Raw genomic sequence first — 16,612 nt, 5'->3', positions numbered from 1 at the left:
TGACTTGCGTAATAGACAGAATAGCGAGCTAGATTATACTGAATATAAATATAGATAGATCCAATGATAATCAAGAACAAACTCAGTACAATTAAAAATTTTTTCATTATAACAACTTTCATCAATTGAGATATAAATAAGGTAAAAATCAATCCATAGTAAATCTAATTCTTTTATATCTGTTACAGAAGAGAGAGGACGTTTTAAAAATTGAAAAAAGTACCCTCTGGCAGTCTGTGTTTCACCGCTATGTAGCAGTTTAGCCGTGATATCTAATAAATCAATACTTTCTTTTTCTTGCTTTGGAAGGATATTGTAATAAGTATAAAGATCTCTAATAATATCTTCTCTTTCCTCCATTTATTTCTTATCGCCTTGAGTAGCAAAATGAATAGCCTTAGCCTTCAATTGATAGTATCGTTCTGGAACTGGATTTAATAGTTGTTCTACAGAAACTTGAAAGATTTCTGCTAGATATAAGGCAATAGATACTTTTAGCAGATGCTCTCCTTGCTCAATACGTGCTAATTGTCTTGAACTAACATAAACCTCATCCCGACAAACATCTGCTCGACTAAGCCCCTGCTCTATTCTCAATTTTTTAATACGATTGCCGAGTTCTTTTTTTTAAGCTATCATCAGTTATCATAAAGACATTATAACAAATTTTGGGTTATTCTCAAAAAATGTGGACAAAAGTGTCATTTCTCCGATTCCGTATATTTGATGAGATGGTATATATCAGTTATCAGTTGGTATTTTCATTAATATCTGATACCTATAATTAAAAGAAAGGAGGTGGAGAAATGTTAGCAGGTACTCTGGCTTATACTGCTGTTAAAGTAGGTGTCTTCGCTTACTGGGCTTATCGTGCCAATCGTTAAAATTTCTATGGTAACCCATTGAACATAAAAAAGCTTGAAACTATCAAGCTTTTTTATGTTTTAAAAATCAACTTCATCAGGATTTTTCTGAGCTTTAATCCCCTCTAATTGATCTAGCTTTTGGAGTGCTTCTGGACTCAAACTTAGCCCTGATACATCTAGGTTAGCCTTGATATTTTCAGGACTACTGGATTTTGGTAAGGGGAGGAAGCCCTTAGCTAAGGACCAAGCCAGCGCCACTTGAGCAATAGAATAACCTGTCGCTTCTGCTAGTTCATGAGCAAGGTTATTTTGAAAAAGAGTCCCTGTCCCAAATGGGCTATAGGCTTCTAATAAAATCTCTTTGTCTCTACAGTAAGCCACTAAATCTTCTTGCGGACAACCAGGCGCTAATAAGACTTGATTGACATGAGGGATAACCTTGGCAGTTTTTAAGAGCTCATCTAGATGGCTAATCATAAAGTTAGATACGCCAATAGCTCGCACTTTCCCCTCTTGATAAAGCTCCTCCATCGCCGACCAGACCTCTGCATTACGCTTTCTCCAAGCGCCATTTTCTCGCACAGCTTTAGGATTTGGCCAATGAATCAAGACCAAGTCTAGGTAAGTCACCCCTAATTTTTCCATAGATTGCTCAATGGAAGCCCGCGCTCCCTTGGCATCTAATTGATCATTCCAAACCTTAGTGGTTAAAAAAATCTCCTCACGTGCTAGCGAACTATCTGCCACCGCTTGGCCGACACTCTTTTCATTACCATAAATCTGAGCCGTATCAATGTGACGATAACCCGCTTCAAGAGCATAAGAAACCGCACGATAAGCCTCTTCACCATCTGGAATCTGCCAAGTTCCAAAACCAATCTTAGGGATATTCAAGCCATTAGCTAATTGATAATGATCCATCATCTGACCTCCTTTTGTTTTCTTTCTTCATTATAAAACAATAAAGAGACAAAAACAAAGAAAACCCTTACTTTATCAGAGCTTTCTGTTCAAAATCCCACCGTAGCCTTAAGTAAGATAAGACCATAAAACCGCAATAACAATAGCAGGTAGCATATTGGCAACAGGGAGCTTTTTATCCCAGATAATATTGACACCAACACAAAAAATAAGAACAGAGCCGATTAAAGAGAGATTGGCAAGTGCCTGGGCCGTCATCAGTGGCTCAATCAAACGTGCCAAGAGGGTAATAGACCCTTGAAAGAGAAAGACTGGTACTGCTGAAAAGCCTGCTCCCTTGCCCAAACTCGAGGTCATAATCAAAATGATAACAAAGTCCAAAATACTCTTTACGGCCAACAAGCGATAATCTCCTGTCAGTCCATCTTGGATGGCTCCTAGTACAGCCATGGCACCGATACAAACGGTCAATGACGCTGTCAGGAAAGCATCTAAGAACTGACTATCTTGGCTGTTTCCTGACTTTTCTCGGAGCCAGATACCCAAGCGCTCAAACCAACCTTCGATATGGAGTACTTCCCCCGCCAAGGTTCCTAACGCCAAACTAATGACCAGAAGCATACTATTCTGACTTGTGATCTGACCATCTACAACTGTCAGTAACCCCTCTAAACTACCAGAAATCCCCAGAAAAAGAACAGCGAGACCACAGGCCAAAAACAAGCCTGACTGATGGCGGTCTTTCAACAAGTGTCCAAACCAAGAGCCTAAAAAACCTGCTAGGGCAATAGCGATGGTATTGATAATTGTTCCTAAGGCAAACATGGGCTACCTCAACAATTCCGTCGCGTAGCTAATAGCAGAAAGAGCGTAGAGCGGAGCCGTTTCTGCTCGTAAGATACGCGGACCAAGACCTGTCTTGACCGCTCCTGCTCCTTCAAAAGCAGCGACTTCCTCAGGCGACACGCCACCTTCTGGACCGACAATGACAAGGACTGATTGGCCAGCTTCTAAGCCAGATAAGATTTTCACCAGGTTGGCTTGTTCGCCCTCTTTGGCGGCCTCTTCGTAGGCTAAAATAATCTGATCAAATCCTGCCAGCTGAGCTAGGAAATCCGCTTTTTTCTCAAATAATCGAATAGCTGGAATGCGATTGCGTTTGCTTTGTTCGGCTGCACCTTGGGCGATTTTTTCTAACTTTTCTGCTTTTTTGACTAATTTTTTACCATCCCATTTGACCACAGACCAGTCAGCAGGAAAGGCCCAAAGAGCTGCCATGCCTAACTCCGTTGCCTTTTGGGCGACAAATTCGAGCTTGTCTCCCTTGGGAAAGCCCATGGCAATGGTCACGGAAACAGGTAATTCAACATTGTCTGCCAGTTCTTCGATAACTTCAACGGATTGGCTCTGGCTGTCCACTACCCGCGCCAAGCGTTTGATCCCGTCATCAAAGACCAGAACAATCTGGTCGTCTGCCTGCAAGCGCATGACAGAAAACATGTGCTTGGCAGTGTCCTTATCCTTAATCTGAAAAACGCCCTGCGGTGCTCTGCCATTGACAAAATACTGCTGCATTCTAGCCTCCAATCACACCTGAGCGGTCAGCTGTTTTCTTGAAGACGCAGCAGTTCCACTCGCCTTGAATCATGTGGGTTTCAAGGAAGAAGCCAGCCGCTTCCGCAGATGCTCGCACCATGTCCCACTTATCCGCGATGATACCGCTCATAATCAGGTAACCCTCGTCCTTGACCAGACGGTAGGCATCCTCGGTCAGATGGATGAGAATATCCGCCAAGATGTTGGCAACGATAACTTCTGCTTTAATGTCAACGCCACGAAGCAGGTCGCCTGCTGCGACATGAATATTGCTAGTATTGGCATTGAGGTCAATGTTTTCCTGTGCCACACGCACCGCCACTTCATCCAAGTCATAAGCGTAAATCTCCTTAGCACCCAAGAGAGAACTGGCAATAGAGAGAACGCCTGAGCCTGTACCAACATCGATAACCGTTTCGCCACCACGCAAGACCTGAGAAAGAGCATAGAGGCTCATCTTGGTCGTTGGATGAGTACCCGTACCGAAAGCCATACCTGGATCTAGGCGGATAATCTTCTCACCAGCAGTCGCCTCGTAGTCGGTCCAAGACGGTACAATGGTCAAATCATGGGTAATGCGGGCTGGCTCATAGTATTTCTTCCAGTTGTCCGCCCAGTCTTCCTCTGCCAATTCTTGACTTTCTAGGCTGACCTGACCCGTCTCTAAACCAAAGCCTGTCAAATCCGACAAGCGAGTCGCCAAATCTGCCTTAACTTCCTCAATATCCACAGTATCAGGATAATAGGCCGTAATCGCAATCATATCTGACTGCTCCACCTCGGGATAGAGTTCGCCGAAACGGTCCTCCTGCCCCACATAGTCAGCTGAGTCGCTAATAGCCACCCCCTGACTGCCCGTTTCAATCATGAGATTTGAAACTGCCTCTTCTGCATCACGATGCACGTGAATCGTTAATTCTTGCCATGAGTTCATGTTTATTTTCCTTTCATTTCCCCAACATTAATACCGACGGATGTATTTCCTTTACCTTATTATTCATAAATGGCTTATAGAAACGGTTATTTTGAGATAAAAAATCCTCCGTCCAAAGAGCTACTGCCTTATTATTTTTATCAAAAATTTCAATATAAATAGGAAATCTATCTATTTTCCTACTTGCTTGACATCCATTCACAATTATTTCCGCTATCAAATTTAGAATATCCTCTTCTTTTAGATTCTCAACCTCAGTATAAACTGAAACTTTCGGATAGCCAAAAATATACTTTTCCATTTGGATTTTGAAAGGAATGTTCTTTATCAGTAGTCTTCTGAATTTTATTTTTCGGATGTAGTAATGACAATAGTACCTAACAAAAGTAAATAAGGTATTTGGATAATCGCTATGAACTACCATTTTTTCAATAACAACCATCTTCTCTACAATGTATAAAATTGGAATGTTAATGATAAAAACTAACAACTCTAAGCCATAAGATAGCCAGAAATCCACTGTCCCCACATCTTCAATATGTCTAACAAAACTATTTAACGCTCCAAACAATAATATCAACCCTAATAACGACAAAAGAAACTCACATATCTTCCCAAGTGGAATAAATTCTTCCTTTACTTCCGTAAGTGCAGAAAAAATCGATAGAATTATCAAAAGTAATACCAGTACTAATTCAATATACAGTGAGTAAGTATAAGAATTCGTGATGAACAAAAATATCGATAATAGTCCAAATAATTCCCGCCACTTATTTTTTACAATTTCAAAAATCGAATACTCCATTAATGACAATATAGTAGGAAAAATTGTAAATGCAAAAACGAAGATATACTCTTTTATATACCAGTATGACAATTCTATTTTACTACTCAAACAACCGTACACTGTTGCAATGACCGCACAGTTTGTGAAAAGTACCCATTGCGAAATTGGAAGCTTCAATAAATTCAAAAAACTCCAGAACAAGTCTAGCAGACTTTTAAAAATTCCATTTTTCCTAGAGATGTACATTCCCCACAATAAGAATAATACACCCCATATTACAGTAGCAATTTCCCTGTTTGTCATACTTTTATAACTAATATCTTATTACAGCCACAATAGTCTAAAATCAAGACAGTACACCCCTCTCTCAATACCTCGGATAGGGATAAAACTCGCCTTCTACCAATTCTCTTCTACCTTTTTCAAAAGCCACTTGATCCCAATCCAAAGTGAACTCTTGAGCTTCTGGATCTGCTAAAAAATCCATAATACCATCTAAACCATTTTCAGCAACCGTGTTGAGCTGGCTAGCAAAATAAGCTAAAAACTCTCGTGAAAAGCCTTTTTTAGGATCAAAAGGTAAGGCAAGGAGATAATCTTCTGTCTCAAAGCGAGACTTATTAGGATTGTAAAAAATGACAAATTCCTCAAGTGCAATGTCCTCCTCAAAGGCATTTCCCTCGTCATCTACCATCTCAACCTCAGCTTGATTAGCTACCTCTAAAATAAAACTCACCTCAACAGCATGATTTTTCTTATCCCAATCTATCGCATAATCATAATGAAAATACCTGTCCATTTCTTCTTCTAAAACCGACAAAAAACCAAACTTCGCCATAATAACTTCCTTAATTTATATATGATATAATGATTATACCATTTAAAGAGCAAAAAAACAGGACCATAAAAACTCCCTTGCTCAAATACTAAGCTGGTAAATCCCCTTCTAATACCAGCTTCTTTAAGGACATTAACTTTTGAGAAACCGTTAAAGGAGGACTATGGACACGAATCTTGCTATGCGGATGCGCCCCAAAACCATTGAGGATGTGATTGGGCAAAAACACTTGGTTGGCGAGGGAAAAATCATCCGTCGTATGGTGGAAGCTAATCGATTAACCTCTATGATTTTATTTGGACCACCAGGTATTGGAAAGACCTCGATTGCCTCAGCTATTGCTGGCACGACCAAGTATGCTTTTCGCACTTTTAATGCAACCATTGACAGTAAAAAACGCCTACAAGAGATTGCTGAAGAGGCAAAATTTTCAGGTGGGCTTGTTCTATTACTAGATGAAATCCATCGGCTAGATAAAACCAAACAGGACTTTTTATTACCCTTACTTGAAAACGGTACTCTAACAATGATTGGGGCTACAACGGAAAATCCATTTTTCTCTGTCACACCAGCTATCCGTAGCCGAGTACAAATCTTTGAACTAGAGCCCTTAAGCAACCAAGATATTACAGAGGCCTTAAACCGTGCTATCTCAGACAAAGAAAATGGACTTAAAGGCACTATTGATTTTGCTCCAAAAGCGCTCGATTTTATCGCTACCGCCACTAATGGTGACCTACGTGCTGCCTACAATTCACTAGAATTAGCTGTTCTTTCCACCAAGGAAAGTGAGGGCCGTCGCTACATTGATTTGGATGCTGTTCAAAATAGCTTACAACGCTCTTTCATCAGTATGGATAAGTCAGGAGATAGTCACTACGATACCCTATCTGCCTTGCAAAAATCCATACGAGGTAGCGATGTCAATGCTAGTCTGCACTATGCCGCACGATTGATTGAGGCTGGGGATTTACCCAGTTTAGCACGCCGACTAATTGTCATCGCCTATGAAGACATTGGTTTAGCTAACCCCGAAGCTCAGATCCACACCGTCACTGCTATGGAGGCGGCACAAAAAATTGGCTTTCCTGAAGCACGAATCTTGATTGCTAATGTCGTGATTGACCTCGCTCTCTCTCCCAAATCAAACTCAGCCTATCTTGCCATAGATGCCGCACTGGCTGACCTCAGAAAGTCAGGTTATCTTGCTATCCCACGACATCTTAGGGACGGACACTATTCAGGTAGTGAGGAACTCGGCAATGCCAAAGACTACCTTTACCCACATCACTATCCTGAAAAATGGGTTAAACAAGACTACCTTCCTGACAAACTCAAACAAGCCAATTATTTTACCGCTAACGCAACAGGAAAATACGAACGTGCCCTTGGGCTCAACAAAGAGCGAATTGATAAACTCTCAAAATAGAAAACGATTGCAAAAAAATCATGTTTTTGACTTGAAAAATTTTTTGAATATGGTATCATAAAAGTACAGAAAAGAACTGCTGTGGTATACGAATTCACATCTATGTGTTGACCGACTATTTTTTGTATTTTTCGGGAAACGAAGACATCCAACAGCTCGCAAGCCGTCTCACACGGAAGCAGCTTCAGTTGGAGCGAGTTGCCCACCTGCTATGTACGTCGCGGGTTCAATACAAAACGTGAATCATCGGTACCAATACAGCTTTTTTTTATTTCAAAATAAGACTCTGAGGTTGGGAAACTCTCCCAACCTCTTTTTACATCGTAACGTTTTTAAGCAAGTAAAGCTTCTCAAAGCCTGTCTATCCATTCTATGCTATAATAGAAACATGACTAACAAGAATAAATTACTTTTAATTGATGGCTCATCTGTAGCCTTTCGTGCCTTTTTTGCCCTTTACAATCAAATTGATCGTTTTAAAAACAAGAGTGGGCTTCACACCAACGCTATTTACGGCTTCCATCTCATGTTGGATCACATGATGAAACGCATTGAGCCGACACATGTCCTTGTCGCATTTGATGCAGGAAAAACAACCTTCAGGACAGAAATGTTTGCAGACTATAAGGCTGGACGTGCCAAAACACCTAATGAATTTCGTGAGCAATTTCCCTACATTCGAGAAATGCTGACAGCTTTAGGTATCAAATATTATGACCTTGAAAATTACGAAGCTGACGATATCATTGGGACGCTAGACAAAATGGCTGAACGCACAACAACACCATTTGAAGTGACCATTGTCAGTGGGGATAAAGATTTAATCCAGCTGACTGATCAAAATACTGTTGTTGAAATTTCTAAAAAAGGAGTGGCAGAGTTTGAGGAGTTTACACCTGCTTATCTAATGGAAAAAATGGGTATTACCCCTAGCCAATTTATTGATTTAAAAGCTCTCATGGGAGATAAGTCAGATAATATCCCTGGTGTCACCAAGATTGGAGAAAAAACAGGGTTAAAATTGCTTCTAGAACATGGCAGTCTAGAAGGCATCTATGAAAATATTGAGCATATGAAGGCTTCTAAAATGAAGGAAAATTTGATCAATGATAAAGAACAAGCCTTTCTCTCAAAAACTCTTGCAACTATTGACACCAAAGCTCCTATCACCATCGGACTTGATGACATCATCTACCAAGGACCAAACCTTGAAGTGCTCTCTGCTTTTTATGATGAGATGGACTTCAAGCAATTAAAAGCTGGATTAGGAGGCGCTGGGCAAAAAGAAGTCGAGGTCTCCTATACAGAAGTGACCGAATTACAGCCTGAACACTTTAGCGAAAATCAATTTTTCCATTTTGAGATTTTTAACGATAATTACCACCTAGAAGATATTATTGGATTTGCTTGGGGAAATCAAGAAAATATTTATGTTTCCACCAATCGCCAACTACTGACGCACCCTCTTTTTAAGGCTGCCTTAGAAAAACCTGTTAAAACTTATGACTTTAAACGTAGCAAGGTTCTTCTCAGCCACTATGGCATCACCATGCCAACCAGCCTTTTTGATAGCCGTCTTGCTAAGTATCTTCTCTCAACCGTTGAAGACAATGCCATCTCTACTATTTCTAAGCTTTACGGACAAACCCCTCTGGCTGATGACATTGAAATTTATGGTAAAGGCGTTAAACGTGCTATTCCTGAAAAAGCTGAGCTTTTGAGCCATCTTGCCAAAAAATTACAAGTCTTGATTGAAACAGAAGAACCTATGCGACAAGAACTGGAACAAAACCATCAGCTAGAGCTCCTCTTTGACATGGAATTGCCACTCGCTAATGTCTTAGCAAAAATGGAAATCGCAGGAATCAAGGTTCAACGTGAAACCTTGCAAGCCATGCAGGTGGAAAACCAAGTTGTCATTGACAACCTCACTCAAGAAATCTATGACTTGGCTGGAGAAGAGTTTAACATCAATTCACCAAAACAACTAGGCACCATTCTTTTTGAAAAAATGGCTCTCCCTTTATCAGCCACTAAAAAAACTAAAACAGGCTACTCAACAGCCGTTGACGTCTTAGAACGTCTAGCCCCTGAAGCGCCTATTGTTGCTAAAATTTTAGACTATCGCCAGATTACCAAACTCCAGTCAACCTATATTATTGGCTTACAAGATTACATCTTAGAAGATGGTAAAATCCATACCCGATATGTGCAGGATTTAACCCAAACAGGAAGATTATCTTCCATTGATCCTAACTTACAAAATATTCCTGTTCGCCTAGAACAAGGACGCATGATTCGTAAAGCCTTTCTACCAAGTATGGAAGACAGTGTTTTATTAAGTTCAGACTATTCACAAATTGAGTTACGGGTGTTAGCTCACATCTCTCAAGATGAACACCTCATCGAAGCCTTCAAGCATGGGGCAGATATTCATACCTCAACTGCCATGCGTGTCTTTGGTATTGATAAGCCAGAAGAGGTCACCTCAAATGACCGTCGGAATGCCAAAGCCGTTAACTTTGGTGTAGTGTATGGTATTTCTGACTTTGGCTTAGCTAATAACCTAGGTATCACCAGAAAAGCAGCTAAGGACTACATCGAAACTTATTTTGAACGTTATCCTGGTATCAAAAATTACATGGAAACTGTCGTACGCGAAGCCAAAGACAAAGGTTATGTTGAGACGATCTTTAACCGACGCCGAGAATTGCCAGATATCAACTCCCGCAACTTTAACGTGCGTAGCTTTGCAGAGAGAACTGCTATCAACTCCCCCATCCAAGGGTCTGCTGCAGATATCTTAAAAATTGCGATGATTCAATTAGATCAAGAATTAGAAAAAGCTGGTTATCAAGCACGCATGCTCCTACAAGTACACGATGAAATCGTTCTTGAAGTCCCAAAACAGGAGTTAGAAGCTGTCCAAAAATTAGTCAAAGACACGATGGAATCTGCCATCTCACTATCTGTTCCTCTTATTGTTGACAGCAATAGTGGGGCCAACTGGTACGAAGCCAAATAAAATCATCATAAAAAAAGCTGGCATAGCATCCAACTTCTTAACCTTGAGTTAGTATCCCTTAAAACAAATGATAAGGGCTACTAACTCTTTTATTTTTTAGTATATTTTTTAACAGCAGGCATGACAATGGAACCCAGTTTATCAATCGTTTTCATCACCTGTTTAAAAGGCATTCCTCCAAAATCAATCTGAGCCATATAACGTTGATGACCAAAAGTCTCTGCTTGATAAAGTAGTTTTTCAATGACTTCTTGTGGACTTCCTAAGACCATGACATTAGTTAAATCAGAGCTTTGTGCAAAAGCCTCTTTCGCCCAACCTGTCCCATTGGCCTTACGCATCCCTTCATCAACATAAGGATAAAACTCCTTCATTACTTGCTGCGTCGTCTCTGCAACATAACATAATCCTGTCGTCGCTAAAGGGATTTGCTCTGGCTGATAACCTTCTTCTACAAGAGCTTCTCTATAAGCTTCAATAACATATTGATAATGCTTGATATGACCACCCAGCATGGCCAAAGCCATTGGAACTCCCTGTTGACCTGCCTTGATGGCACTTGGTTTTTGTCCTCCAACAGCACGCCAAATAGGAAGCTTTCCTTGAGCGGGACGGGGAAGAATTAAGGCATTGTCTAAAGAAGCACGATACTCTCCTTGCCAAGTGAGACGTTCTGTTGCATTAATCTGCAAAAGAAGATCAAATTTTTCTTCAAATAAAGCTTCATAATCCTTTGTATCATAGCCTAACAAATCAAACAAACCTGTACGAGAAGCTCGTCCAGCTATGATTTCAGCTCGTCCATGCGAAAGAAGATCTATGGTAGCAAAATTTTCATAAACACGAACAGGATCTGAAGTTGATAAGATAGTTGCAGCAGAGCCAATTTTAATGGTTTTAGTAGCTTGGGCAATAGCCCCTAAAATAACTGCATGGGCTTGCCCCACAAAATACTTCTGATGACTCTCCCCAATACTGAAAAAATCAAACCCTGCCTCTTCAGCCAACTGGGCTGCCGAGATAATCTGATCTAAGCGCTCTTGGGCTGAAATGCCTTTCCCACTAACACTATCTGGCATATGATCCCCTAAAGAATATAAACCAAACTCCAAGCCAGTTTTATCCTGTTGAATACGAAATGATTCCATTTTCTACCTCTTATAAATCACTAATTAGTGATAATATACCCTAAAAAAGACTAGCCGTCAAAAAATTAGCCCATTTGATTACAGAAAATGAAATCCCTTTCAAAATATGCTAAAATATGAGAAAAGGAGGTCTCCTATGACATATCATTTTATCAACCCTAGTCAACCCATCATTGATCATTATCTGAAAAATGCTCAAACCATTGCTATTGTCGGCCTATCTGATCGTACAGACACCGCTGCTTATCGTGTGGCTGCTTATTTAAAAGAAGTTGGTTACACCATTATTCCCATCAATCCTAAGTTAGCTGGATCTGAGATTTTAGAAGAAAAAGCTTACGCTAAACTACAAGATATTCCTGTCCATATTGACATCGTTGATGTTTTTAGGCGTAGTGAGTTTTTAGCTGATGTCGCACAAGATTTTTTAGAAACCGATGCAGATATCTTTTGGGCACAGCTAGGCTTAGAAAGCCAAGAAGCCGAAAACATCTTAACGAAAGCCAACCGTACTGCTATTGTCATGAATAAGTGCCTGAAAATTGAACATGCCAATCTAGCAAAAAGGGATGGGAATTAACTCAACCATTCAAAGAAGAGTTTATCTCCCAGCCCCCGTGCAGTTGTCGGTTAGATTTGAAGTATAAAACACGAACAAATCTACCAATCAATCACCTCTCTGAAATAGTTAGGCTAACCTTGATCAAGTAGTGCTGGGATTTTTACCCAGCCTTTCTTAATTCATGATAAAAAACAGCCTGTGTGGTAAGGTAATAAGGTAAAACATAAATGATAGCAAATCCAAAAGTAATCAAAACCAATAGATACCAGCCTAAAAAACTCAAATGAAGTTGGAAAAATTTAAACTTCTGCTTTCTCATCAAATCTTGACTCTCAGATAAGATCTTTGAGGCATTCTCATAGCTGCCATCTGATAAAGCATCTAATAAGACGTATTCTGCTTGAGAGTAGGCAAAACATTTTATCACGAACATCACTATTCCAAATAGTTGTAAACCCAGACCAACTAGCACCAAAGCGAGAGCTACCCAAGTTTGAAGTTGTGACCAAATGTCCTGAGAATAGATGACAATTTCACTCAGGGCAGGAATCCCAACAGTATTGATCATCATTCCCATTATGGTCAAAAACAACCAAGGTAGTAAGAAAATAAGGCGAACAATAGCCAACCAGATAACCTTAAAAATGATATGGTTATCAAAAATCATCACAGCATCTGCTAAAGTAAGACGCTCTTTTTTTCCTCTTAGACTATAGACCAAACTCATGATAACAGAAAGCGTTATTCCCATGTTTAAAAGATTAACCAAGATAGGAAATACCGTGTCTGACCAATCCCAGTCTAGCTGTGTCTGGATCTCTTGACGATAGCTAATACTAGAGCTAACAAAGATGAGTAAAATTGGTAGTAGAAAAAATGAGTATCTTCCTCTCAATTGTGCTAGATGGATCCTAGCGACTTGACGCATTTGTTTTAAGGACATAAAAACCTCCTAATGTCTATTATAACATAGGAGATGATAAGTCAACTTAATGACAAAGAGCTTTTTTTTTGATAAAATTGTAGGGCTAAAACGCTCAGAACTGTATTTTCTGACAGCAAAGGAGAAAAAATGACAACTGATTCGCCGATTAAATATCGTTTAATCAAAAAAGAAAAACACACTGGTGCACGTTTGGGTGAGATTATCACCCCACATGGCACTTTCCCAACCCCTATGTTTATGCCTGTTGGAACGCAAGCTACCGTTAAAACCCAAAGCCCTGAAGAGCTTAAAGAAATGGGCTCAGGGATTATCTTGGCAAATACCTACCACCTATGGTTACGCCCTGGAGATGAGTTGATTGCCCGTGCTGGTGGACTCCATAAATTTATGAACTGGGATCAGCCTATTCTAACGGATTCTGGTGGTTTTCAGGTTTATTCTTTAGCTGATACACGCAACATCAGTGAAGAAGGGGTAACCTTTAAAAACCACCTCAACGGTTCTAAGATGTTCTTATCACCAGAAAAAGCGATCTCTATCCAAAACAATCTAGGGTCTGATATCATGATGAGCTTTGATGAGTGTCCACAGTTTTACCAACCTTATGACTATGTCAAAAACTCTATCGAACGGACGAGTCGTTGGGCAGAGCGTGGGCTAAAAGCTCACCGTCGCCCACATGATCAAGGACTTTTTGGAATTGTTCAAGGGGCTGGTTTTGAAGACCTTCGTCGTCAATCTGCGCAAGATCTGGTTAGCATGGACTTTCCAGGTTACTCTATCGGAGGATTAGCTGTGGGAGAAACGCATGATGAGATGAATGCTGTTCTTGACTTTACAACCCCACTTTTACCTGAAAACAAACCCCGTTATCTTATGGGGGTTGGAGCGCCAGACAGCTTAATTGATGCGGTTATTCGTGGCGTTGACATGTTTGACTGCGTCTTACCAACTCGTATCGCTCGTAACGGAACGTGTATGACCAGCCAAGGACGACTCGTTGTTAAAAATGCCCAGTTTGCAGAAGACTTTACACCACTAGATCCAGAGTGTGACTGCTACACTTGTCAAAACTACACTAGAGCTTATATCCGCCACTTGCTCAAGGCAGATGAGACCTTCGGTATTCGCCTAACTAGCTATCATAACCTTTATTTCTTAGTTAATCTGATGAAAAAAGTCCGTCAAGCCATCATGGATGACAATCTGTTGGAATTCCGACAAGATTTCCTTGAAAAATATGGCTATAATCGCTCAAATCGCAATTTCTAACCTTGCTCTTAAGATTTTTTTAAGCTCATCCACTTATGATATTATATATTCGATAAATACCCAAAAAAAGAGGGAGTAGAAAAGATTCTTTTAGCCTGGTGAGTCTTTTCTTTCCCTCTATTTTTTTAAGAAATGATATAATGGAAATAAAAGGAGAAAGAGCATGCCAGAAAAAGACTATGCCACTAGGTGGCTAAAATCAACCTTAATTGATAAGGTTCACAACCGTCAACAACTCGAAATGATTTGGCATAGTCCATCTATTCGTTTAGAAATTGTTCCAACAACCTACCGCAGTCATTTTTTGGCCTTAAAACCTTTCCCAGACAAAATTTATATCTTTGAAATTGTTGACGGTACTATTTTTTATACAGTGGGCTACCAAACAACAGTAGCTGCCTTAACAGGAAAACAAGTACAGCTCAAAACACAGGAAATTCAGCAAATTGAACAAACACAGCAGTTCATTCAAGGTTTCCTCAATCATTCTATTTGGAAATTTTAAACCATTAAGATCTTCTACCATCTCTCAAAAGTAAGATTATCCATCAAGCTTTTAGGATAAGAGGCAGAATCTTGATGGTTTTTATTGTCTATTTACTTCAAACATACTATAATAAAATTCATACCATTCTATATTTAGAAAGCGTAGGAATTTCCTATGAATACTAACTTTTTTATTGCCTTTGCATTGACAGCTATTGCAGGTTTAAGTACTGGTATTGGTAGTCTTATTGCCTTTTTAGCCAAGGATACCAATAAAAAATTTCTATCTGTTAGCCTTGGTTTCTCCGCAGGAGTCATGATCTATGTCTCTCTTATTGAGATTTTTCCAACAGCTCAAGACATTCTCGTTAAAGAATTGGGCGAAAAAGGCGGAGCTTGGTTAAACGCCACAGCGTTTTTCCTAGGCATCTTTCTCATCGCTCTCATCGATAAACTTATCCCATCAGATGAAAATCCTCATGAAATCAAACATCTCAAGGAAGAAAAAAAAGATAGCCTCACAGAAGCTAAAGAACACATACAACGCCCTAAAAAACTAATGCGTATGGGCTTAATGACCGCTCTAGCAATTGGAATCCATAATTTTCCTGAAGGACTAGCTACCTTTATTTCTGCCATGCAAGATCCAAGCATTGCCATTCCTATTGTCGTCGCTATCGCCATTCATAATATCCCAGAGGGAATAGCTGTTTCTGTTCCTATCTATCAAGCAACTGGTTCAAAAAAAGTTGCCTTTACCTATTCTTTTTTGTCTGGCTTAGCAGAGCCAATTGGGGCTCTTGTCGGATGGTTTCTCCTCATGCCTATTATGAACGATGTCGTTTATGGCATGATTTTCTCAAGCGTAGCTGGGATCATGGTTTTCATCTCTCTAGACGAACTCCTTCCTGCCGCCCATGAGTACGGTGAGCATCATTTATCCATTTATGGACTGATTGCAGGTATGATCATCATGGCTATTAGCCTTCTTCTCTTTATTTAACTTATCCACAGGTGCTTTATGAAAATTCTAATTCCAACTGCAAAAGAAATGAAGACAGGAACTCCTGTTTCCGCCCAGCCTCTTTCCAAAGCCAGTCAAGCTGTCTTAAAGGCACTACAGGATTATGACGTTTCTGATTTGCAACAACTATATCATTTAAAAGAAACTGCTGCTCAAAAAGAGCTGGAACGTTGGCAAGCCATAGTCAAGGGAGCTGCCTTGACTTATCCCGCATTGGAGCTTTTTAATGGCCTAATGTATCGGCAAATTGCTTTTGAGCCGACTCCTGAAAATCTAGCATTTATCCACAGATCTATTTTTATCACCTCTTCCTTTTACGGCATCATCAATGCTCTTGAGCCTATCGCAGAACACCGACTAGACTTCCTTAATCCTCTTAAGGTAGATGGAAAAACTTTAAAACAATTTTGGCGAGGGAGCTTCGATGCCTTTGTTTCAGATACGGAACCTATCTTATCCCTTCTTTCTAGTGAGTTTGAAGAGGTTTTCTCTAGTCCTATCCGAAAAAAATTGATTCGCGTCAGCTTTTTTGAAGAAAAAAATGGTCAACTCAAAAAACACTCTACCATTTCAAAAAAAGCAAGAGGACAACTGATTACTCAGATCATTCAAAATAAGATTACAGAGCCCGAGCAATTAAAAACCTTAACCTTTTCTGGTTTTACCTATCAAGAAGATCAATCGGATGCACAACACCTTGTTTACATCAAATCAATCACATAAAAGACTGAAAAATAGAAATAGCTTAGAATCACATCATGAGAAATGTTGATTCTAA

Annotated in this window: 16 protein-coding genes and 1 pseudogene; 7 read left to right on the top strand and 10 right to left on the bottom strand. The window is 39.9% G+C overall.

Annotated elements, in window-relative coordinates; all coding sequences use genetic code 11:
- Positions 1-33: 33 nt before the first annotated feature.
- The 8 genes and pseudogenes from ACQRDX_RS03560 to ACQRDX_RS03525 all read right to left on the bottom strand — a co-directional run bounded on the left by ACQRDX_RS03560 (position 34) and on the right by ACQRDX_RS03525 (position 5,942).
- Positions 34-360, bottom strand: a complete 327-nt coding sequence (locus ACQRDX_RS03560) for a hypothetical protein (protein ID WP_427894412.1) — start codon at positions 358-360, stop codon at positions 34-36.
- A pseudogene (locus tag ACQRDX_RS03555) lies at positions 361-609 on the bottom strand (helix-turn-helix transcriptional regulator); the annotation flags it as partial. It lies immediately after the preceding gene.
- A gap of 335 nt (positions 610-944) precedes the next feature.
- Positions 945-1,787, bottom strand: a complete 843-nt coding sequence (locus ACQRDX_RS03550; RefSeq protein ID WP_427894452.1) for an aldo/keto reductase — start codon at positions 1,785-1,787, stop codon at positions 945-947.
- A gap of 108 nt (positions 1,788-1,895) precedes the next feature.
- Positions 1,896-2,612, bottom strand: a complete 717-nt coding sequence (locus tag ACQRDX_RS03545) for a DUF554 domain-containing protein (RefSeq protein WP_427894410.1) — start codon at positions 2,610-2,612, stop codon at positions 1,896-1,898.
- A gap of 3 nt (positions 2,613-2,615) precedes the next feature.
- Positions 2,616-3,362, bottom strand: coding sequence for a 16S rRNA (uracil(1498)-N(3))-methyltransferase (locus ACQRDX_RS03540; protein WP_427894450.1), 747 nt, complete (start codon positions 3,360-3,362; stop codon positions 2,616-2,618).
- A gap of 1 nt (position 3,363) precedes the next feature.
- Entirely contained in the window at positions 3,364-4,317 is a 954-nt protein-coding gene (gene prmA / locus ACQRDX_RS03535; RefSeq protein ID WP_354368463.1) for a 50S ribosomal protein L11 methyltransferase, read from the bottom strand.
- A 13-nt stretch (positions 4,318-4,330) separates the two neighbouring features.
- Positions 4,331-5,407, bottom strand: coding sequence for a hypothetical protein (locus ACQRDX_RS03530; protein WP_427894408.1), 1,077 nt, complete (start codon positions 5,405-5,407; stop codon positions 4,331-4,333).
- Positions 5,408-5,471: 64 nt separating this feature from the next.
- On the bottom strand, positions 5,472-5,942 hold the full coding sequence (locus ACQRDX_RS03525) for a DUF3013 family protein (protein WP_427894406.1): 471 nt from the start codon (positions 5,940-5,942) through the stop codon (positions 5,472-5,474).
- 163 nt (positions 5,943-6,105) lie between these two features.
- Between ACQRDX_RS03525 and ACQRDX_RS03520 the strand changes: the two genes are divergently transcribed.
- Together ACQRDX_RS03520 and polA are read left to right on the top strand one after the other, a co-directional pair.
- Positions 6,106-7,371, top strand: coding sequence for a replication-associated recombination protein A (locus tag ACQRDX_RS03520; protein ID WP_427894404.1), 1,266 nt, complete (start codon positions 6,106-6,108; stop codon positions 7,369-7,371).
- A 388-nt stretch (positions 7,372-7,759) separates the two neighbouring features.
- Positions 7,760-10,396, top strand: coding sequence for a DNA polymerase I (gene polA / locus ACQRDX_RS03515; RefSeq protein ID WP_427894402.1), 2,637 nt, complete (start codon positions 7,760-7,762; stop codon positions 10,394-10,396).
- An 89-nt stretch (positions 10,397-10,485) separates the two neighbouring features.
- Here the strand turns inward: polA and ACQRDX_RS03510 are convergent, their stop codons facing one another.
- The gene (locus tag ACQRDX_RS03510) at positions 10,486-11,544 is read right to left on the bottom strand and encodes an LLM class flavin-dependent oxidoreductase (RefSeq protein ID WP_427894400.1); all 1,059 of its coding nucleotides are present in this window, start codon (positions 11,542-11,544) and stop codon (positions 10,486-10,488) included.
- 136 nt (positions 11,545-11,680) lie between these two features.
- Here ACQRDX_RS03510 and ACQRDX_RS03505 point away from each other — a divergent pair, with 136 nt between their 5' ends.
- A complete protein-coding gene (locus tag ACQRDX_RS03505; RefSeq protein WP_427894398.1) occupies positions 11,681-12,124 on the top strand; it encodes a CoA-binding protein in 444 nt (147 codons plus the stop codon).
- A 142-nt stretch (positions 12,125-12,266) separates the two neighbouring features.
- On the opposite strand, the gene ACQRDX_RS03500 is transcribed toward ACQRDX_RS03505, so the two are convergent.
- Positions 12,267-13,049, bottom strand: a complete 783-nt coding sequence (locus ACQRDX_RS03500; RefSeq protein WP_427894396.1) for a DUF975 family protein — start codon at positions 13,047-13,049, stop codon at positions 12,267-12,269.
- Positions 13,050-13,178: 129 nt separating this feature from the next.
- On the opposite strand from ACQRDX_RS03500, the gene tgt reads away from it, so the two are divergent.
- The 4 genes from tgt (at position 13,179) to yaaA (ending at position 16,557) form a co-directional block, all read left to right on the top strand.
- A complete protein-coding gene (gene tgt, locus ACQRDX_RS03495; protein WP_354368394.1) occupies positions 13,179-14,324 on the top strand; it encodes a tRNA guanosine(34) transglycosylase Tgt in 1,146 nt (381 codons plus the stop codon).
- Between the two features lie 163 nt (positions 14,325-14,487).
- The gene (locus ACQRDX_RS03490; protein WP_427894394.1) at positions 14,488-14,829 is read left to right on the top strand and encodes a hypothetical protein; all 342 of its coding nucleotides are present in this window, start codon (positions 14,488-14,490) and stop codon (positions 14,827-14,829) included.
- Between the two features lie 156 nt (positions 14,830-14,985).
- Positions 14,986-15,813: a zinc transporter ZupT gene (zupT, locus tag ACQRDX_RS03485; protein WP_427894392.1), complete on the top strand. Its 828-nt coding sequence runs from the start codon at positions 14,986-14,988 to the stop codon at positions 15,811-15,813.
- A gap of 18 nt (positions 15,814-15,831) precedes the next feature.
- On the top strand, positions 15,832-16,557 hold the full coding sequence (gene yaaA, locus ACQRDX_RS03480) for a peroxide stress protein YaaA (RefSeq protein ID WP_427894390.1): 726 nt from the start codon (positions 15,832-15,834) through the stop codon (positions 16,555-16,557).
- Positions 16,558-16,612 lie beyond the last annotated feature (55 nt).

Source organism: Streptococcus sp. SGI.013 (genome assembly GCF_050315295.1).
GTDB lineage: Bacteria > Bacillota > Bacilli > Lactobacillales > Streptococcaceae > Streptococcus > Streptococcus porcorum.
Note: the sequence above shows the minus strand (reverse complement) of the source record. Positions and strands in the feature narration are given on the sequence as shown.

What these genes read in the sequence shown, in the direction of transcription:
- ACQRDX_RS03505 (WP_427894398.1), top strand. Translation starts at nt 11,681, where the DNA reads ATGACATATCATTTTATCAACCCTAGTCAACCCATCATTGATCATTAT.
- ACQRDX_RS03550 (WP_427894452.1), bottom strand. Translation starts at nt 1,787, where the DNA reads ATGGATCATTATCAATTAGCTAATGGCTTGAATATCCCTAAGATTGGT.
- ACQRDX_RS03540 (WP_427894450.1), bottom strand. Translation starts at nt 3,362, where the DNA reads ATGCAGCAGTATTTTGTCAATGGCAGAGCACCGCAGGGCGTTTTTCAG.
- prmA (WP_354368463.1), bottom strand. Translation starts at nt 4,317, where the DNA reads ATGAACTCATGGCAAGAATTAACGATTCACGTGCATCGTGATGCAGAA.
- yaaA (WP_427894390.1), top strand. Translation starts at nt 15,832, where the DNA reads ATGAAAATTCTAATTCCAACTGCAAAAGAAATGAAGACAGGAACTCCT.
- ACQRDX_RS03520 (WP_427894404.1), top strand. Translation starts at nt 6,106, where the DNA reads ATGGACACGAATCTTGCTATGCGGATGCGCCCCAAAACCATTGAGGAT.
- tgt (WP_354368394.1), top strand. Translation starts at nt 13,179, where the DNA reads ATGACAACTGATTCGCCGATTAAATATCGTTTAATCAAAAAAGAAAAA.
- polA (WP_427894402.1), top strand. Translation starts at nt 7,760, where the DNA reads ATGACTAACAAGAATAAATTACTTTTAATTGATGGCTCATCTGTAGCC.
- ACQRDX_RS03500 (WP_427894396.1), bottom strand. Translation starts at nt 13,049, where the DNA reads ATGTCCTTAAAACAAATGCGTCAAGTCGCTAGGATCCATCTAGCACAA.
- zupT (WP_427894392.1), top strand. Translation starts at nt 14,986, where the DNA reads ATGAATACTAACTTTTTTATTGCCTTTGCATTGACAGCTATTGCAGGT.
- ACQRDX_RS03490 (WP_427894394.1), top strand. Translation starts at nt 14,488, where the DNA reads ATGCCAGAAAAAGACTATGCCACTAGGTGGCTAAAATCAACCTTAATT.
- ACQRDX_RS03525 (WP_427894406.1), bottom strand. Translation starts at nt 5,942, where the DNA reads ATGGCGAAGTTTGGTTTTTTGTCGGTTTTAGAAGAAGAAATGGACAGG.
- ACQRDX_RS03530 (WP_427894408.1), bottom strand. Translation starts at nt 5,407, where the DNA reads ATGACAAACAGGGAAATTGCTACTGTAATATGGGGTGTATTATTCTTA.
- ACQRDX_RS03510 (WP_427894400.1), bottom strand. Translation starts at nt 11,544, where the DNA reads ATGGAATCATTTCGTATTCAACAGGATAAAACTGGCTTGGAGTTTGGT.
- ACQRDX_RS03545 (WP_427894410.1), bottom strand. Translation starts at nt 2,612, where the DNA reads ATGTTTGCCTTAGGAACAATTATCAATACCATCGCTATTGCCCTAGCA.
- ACQRDX_RS03560 (WP_427894412.1), bottom strand. Translation starts at nt 360, where the DNA reads ATGGAGGAAAGAGAAGATATTATTAGAGATCTTTATACTTATTACAAT.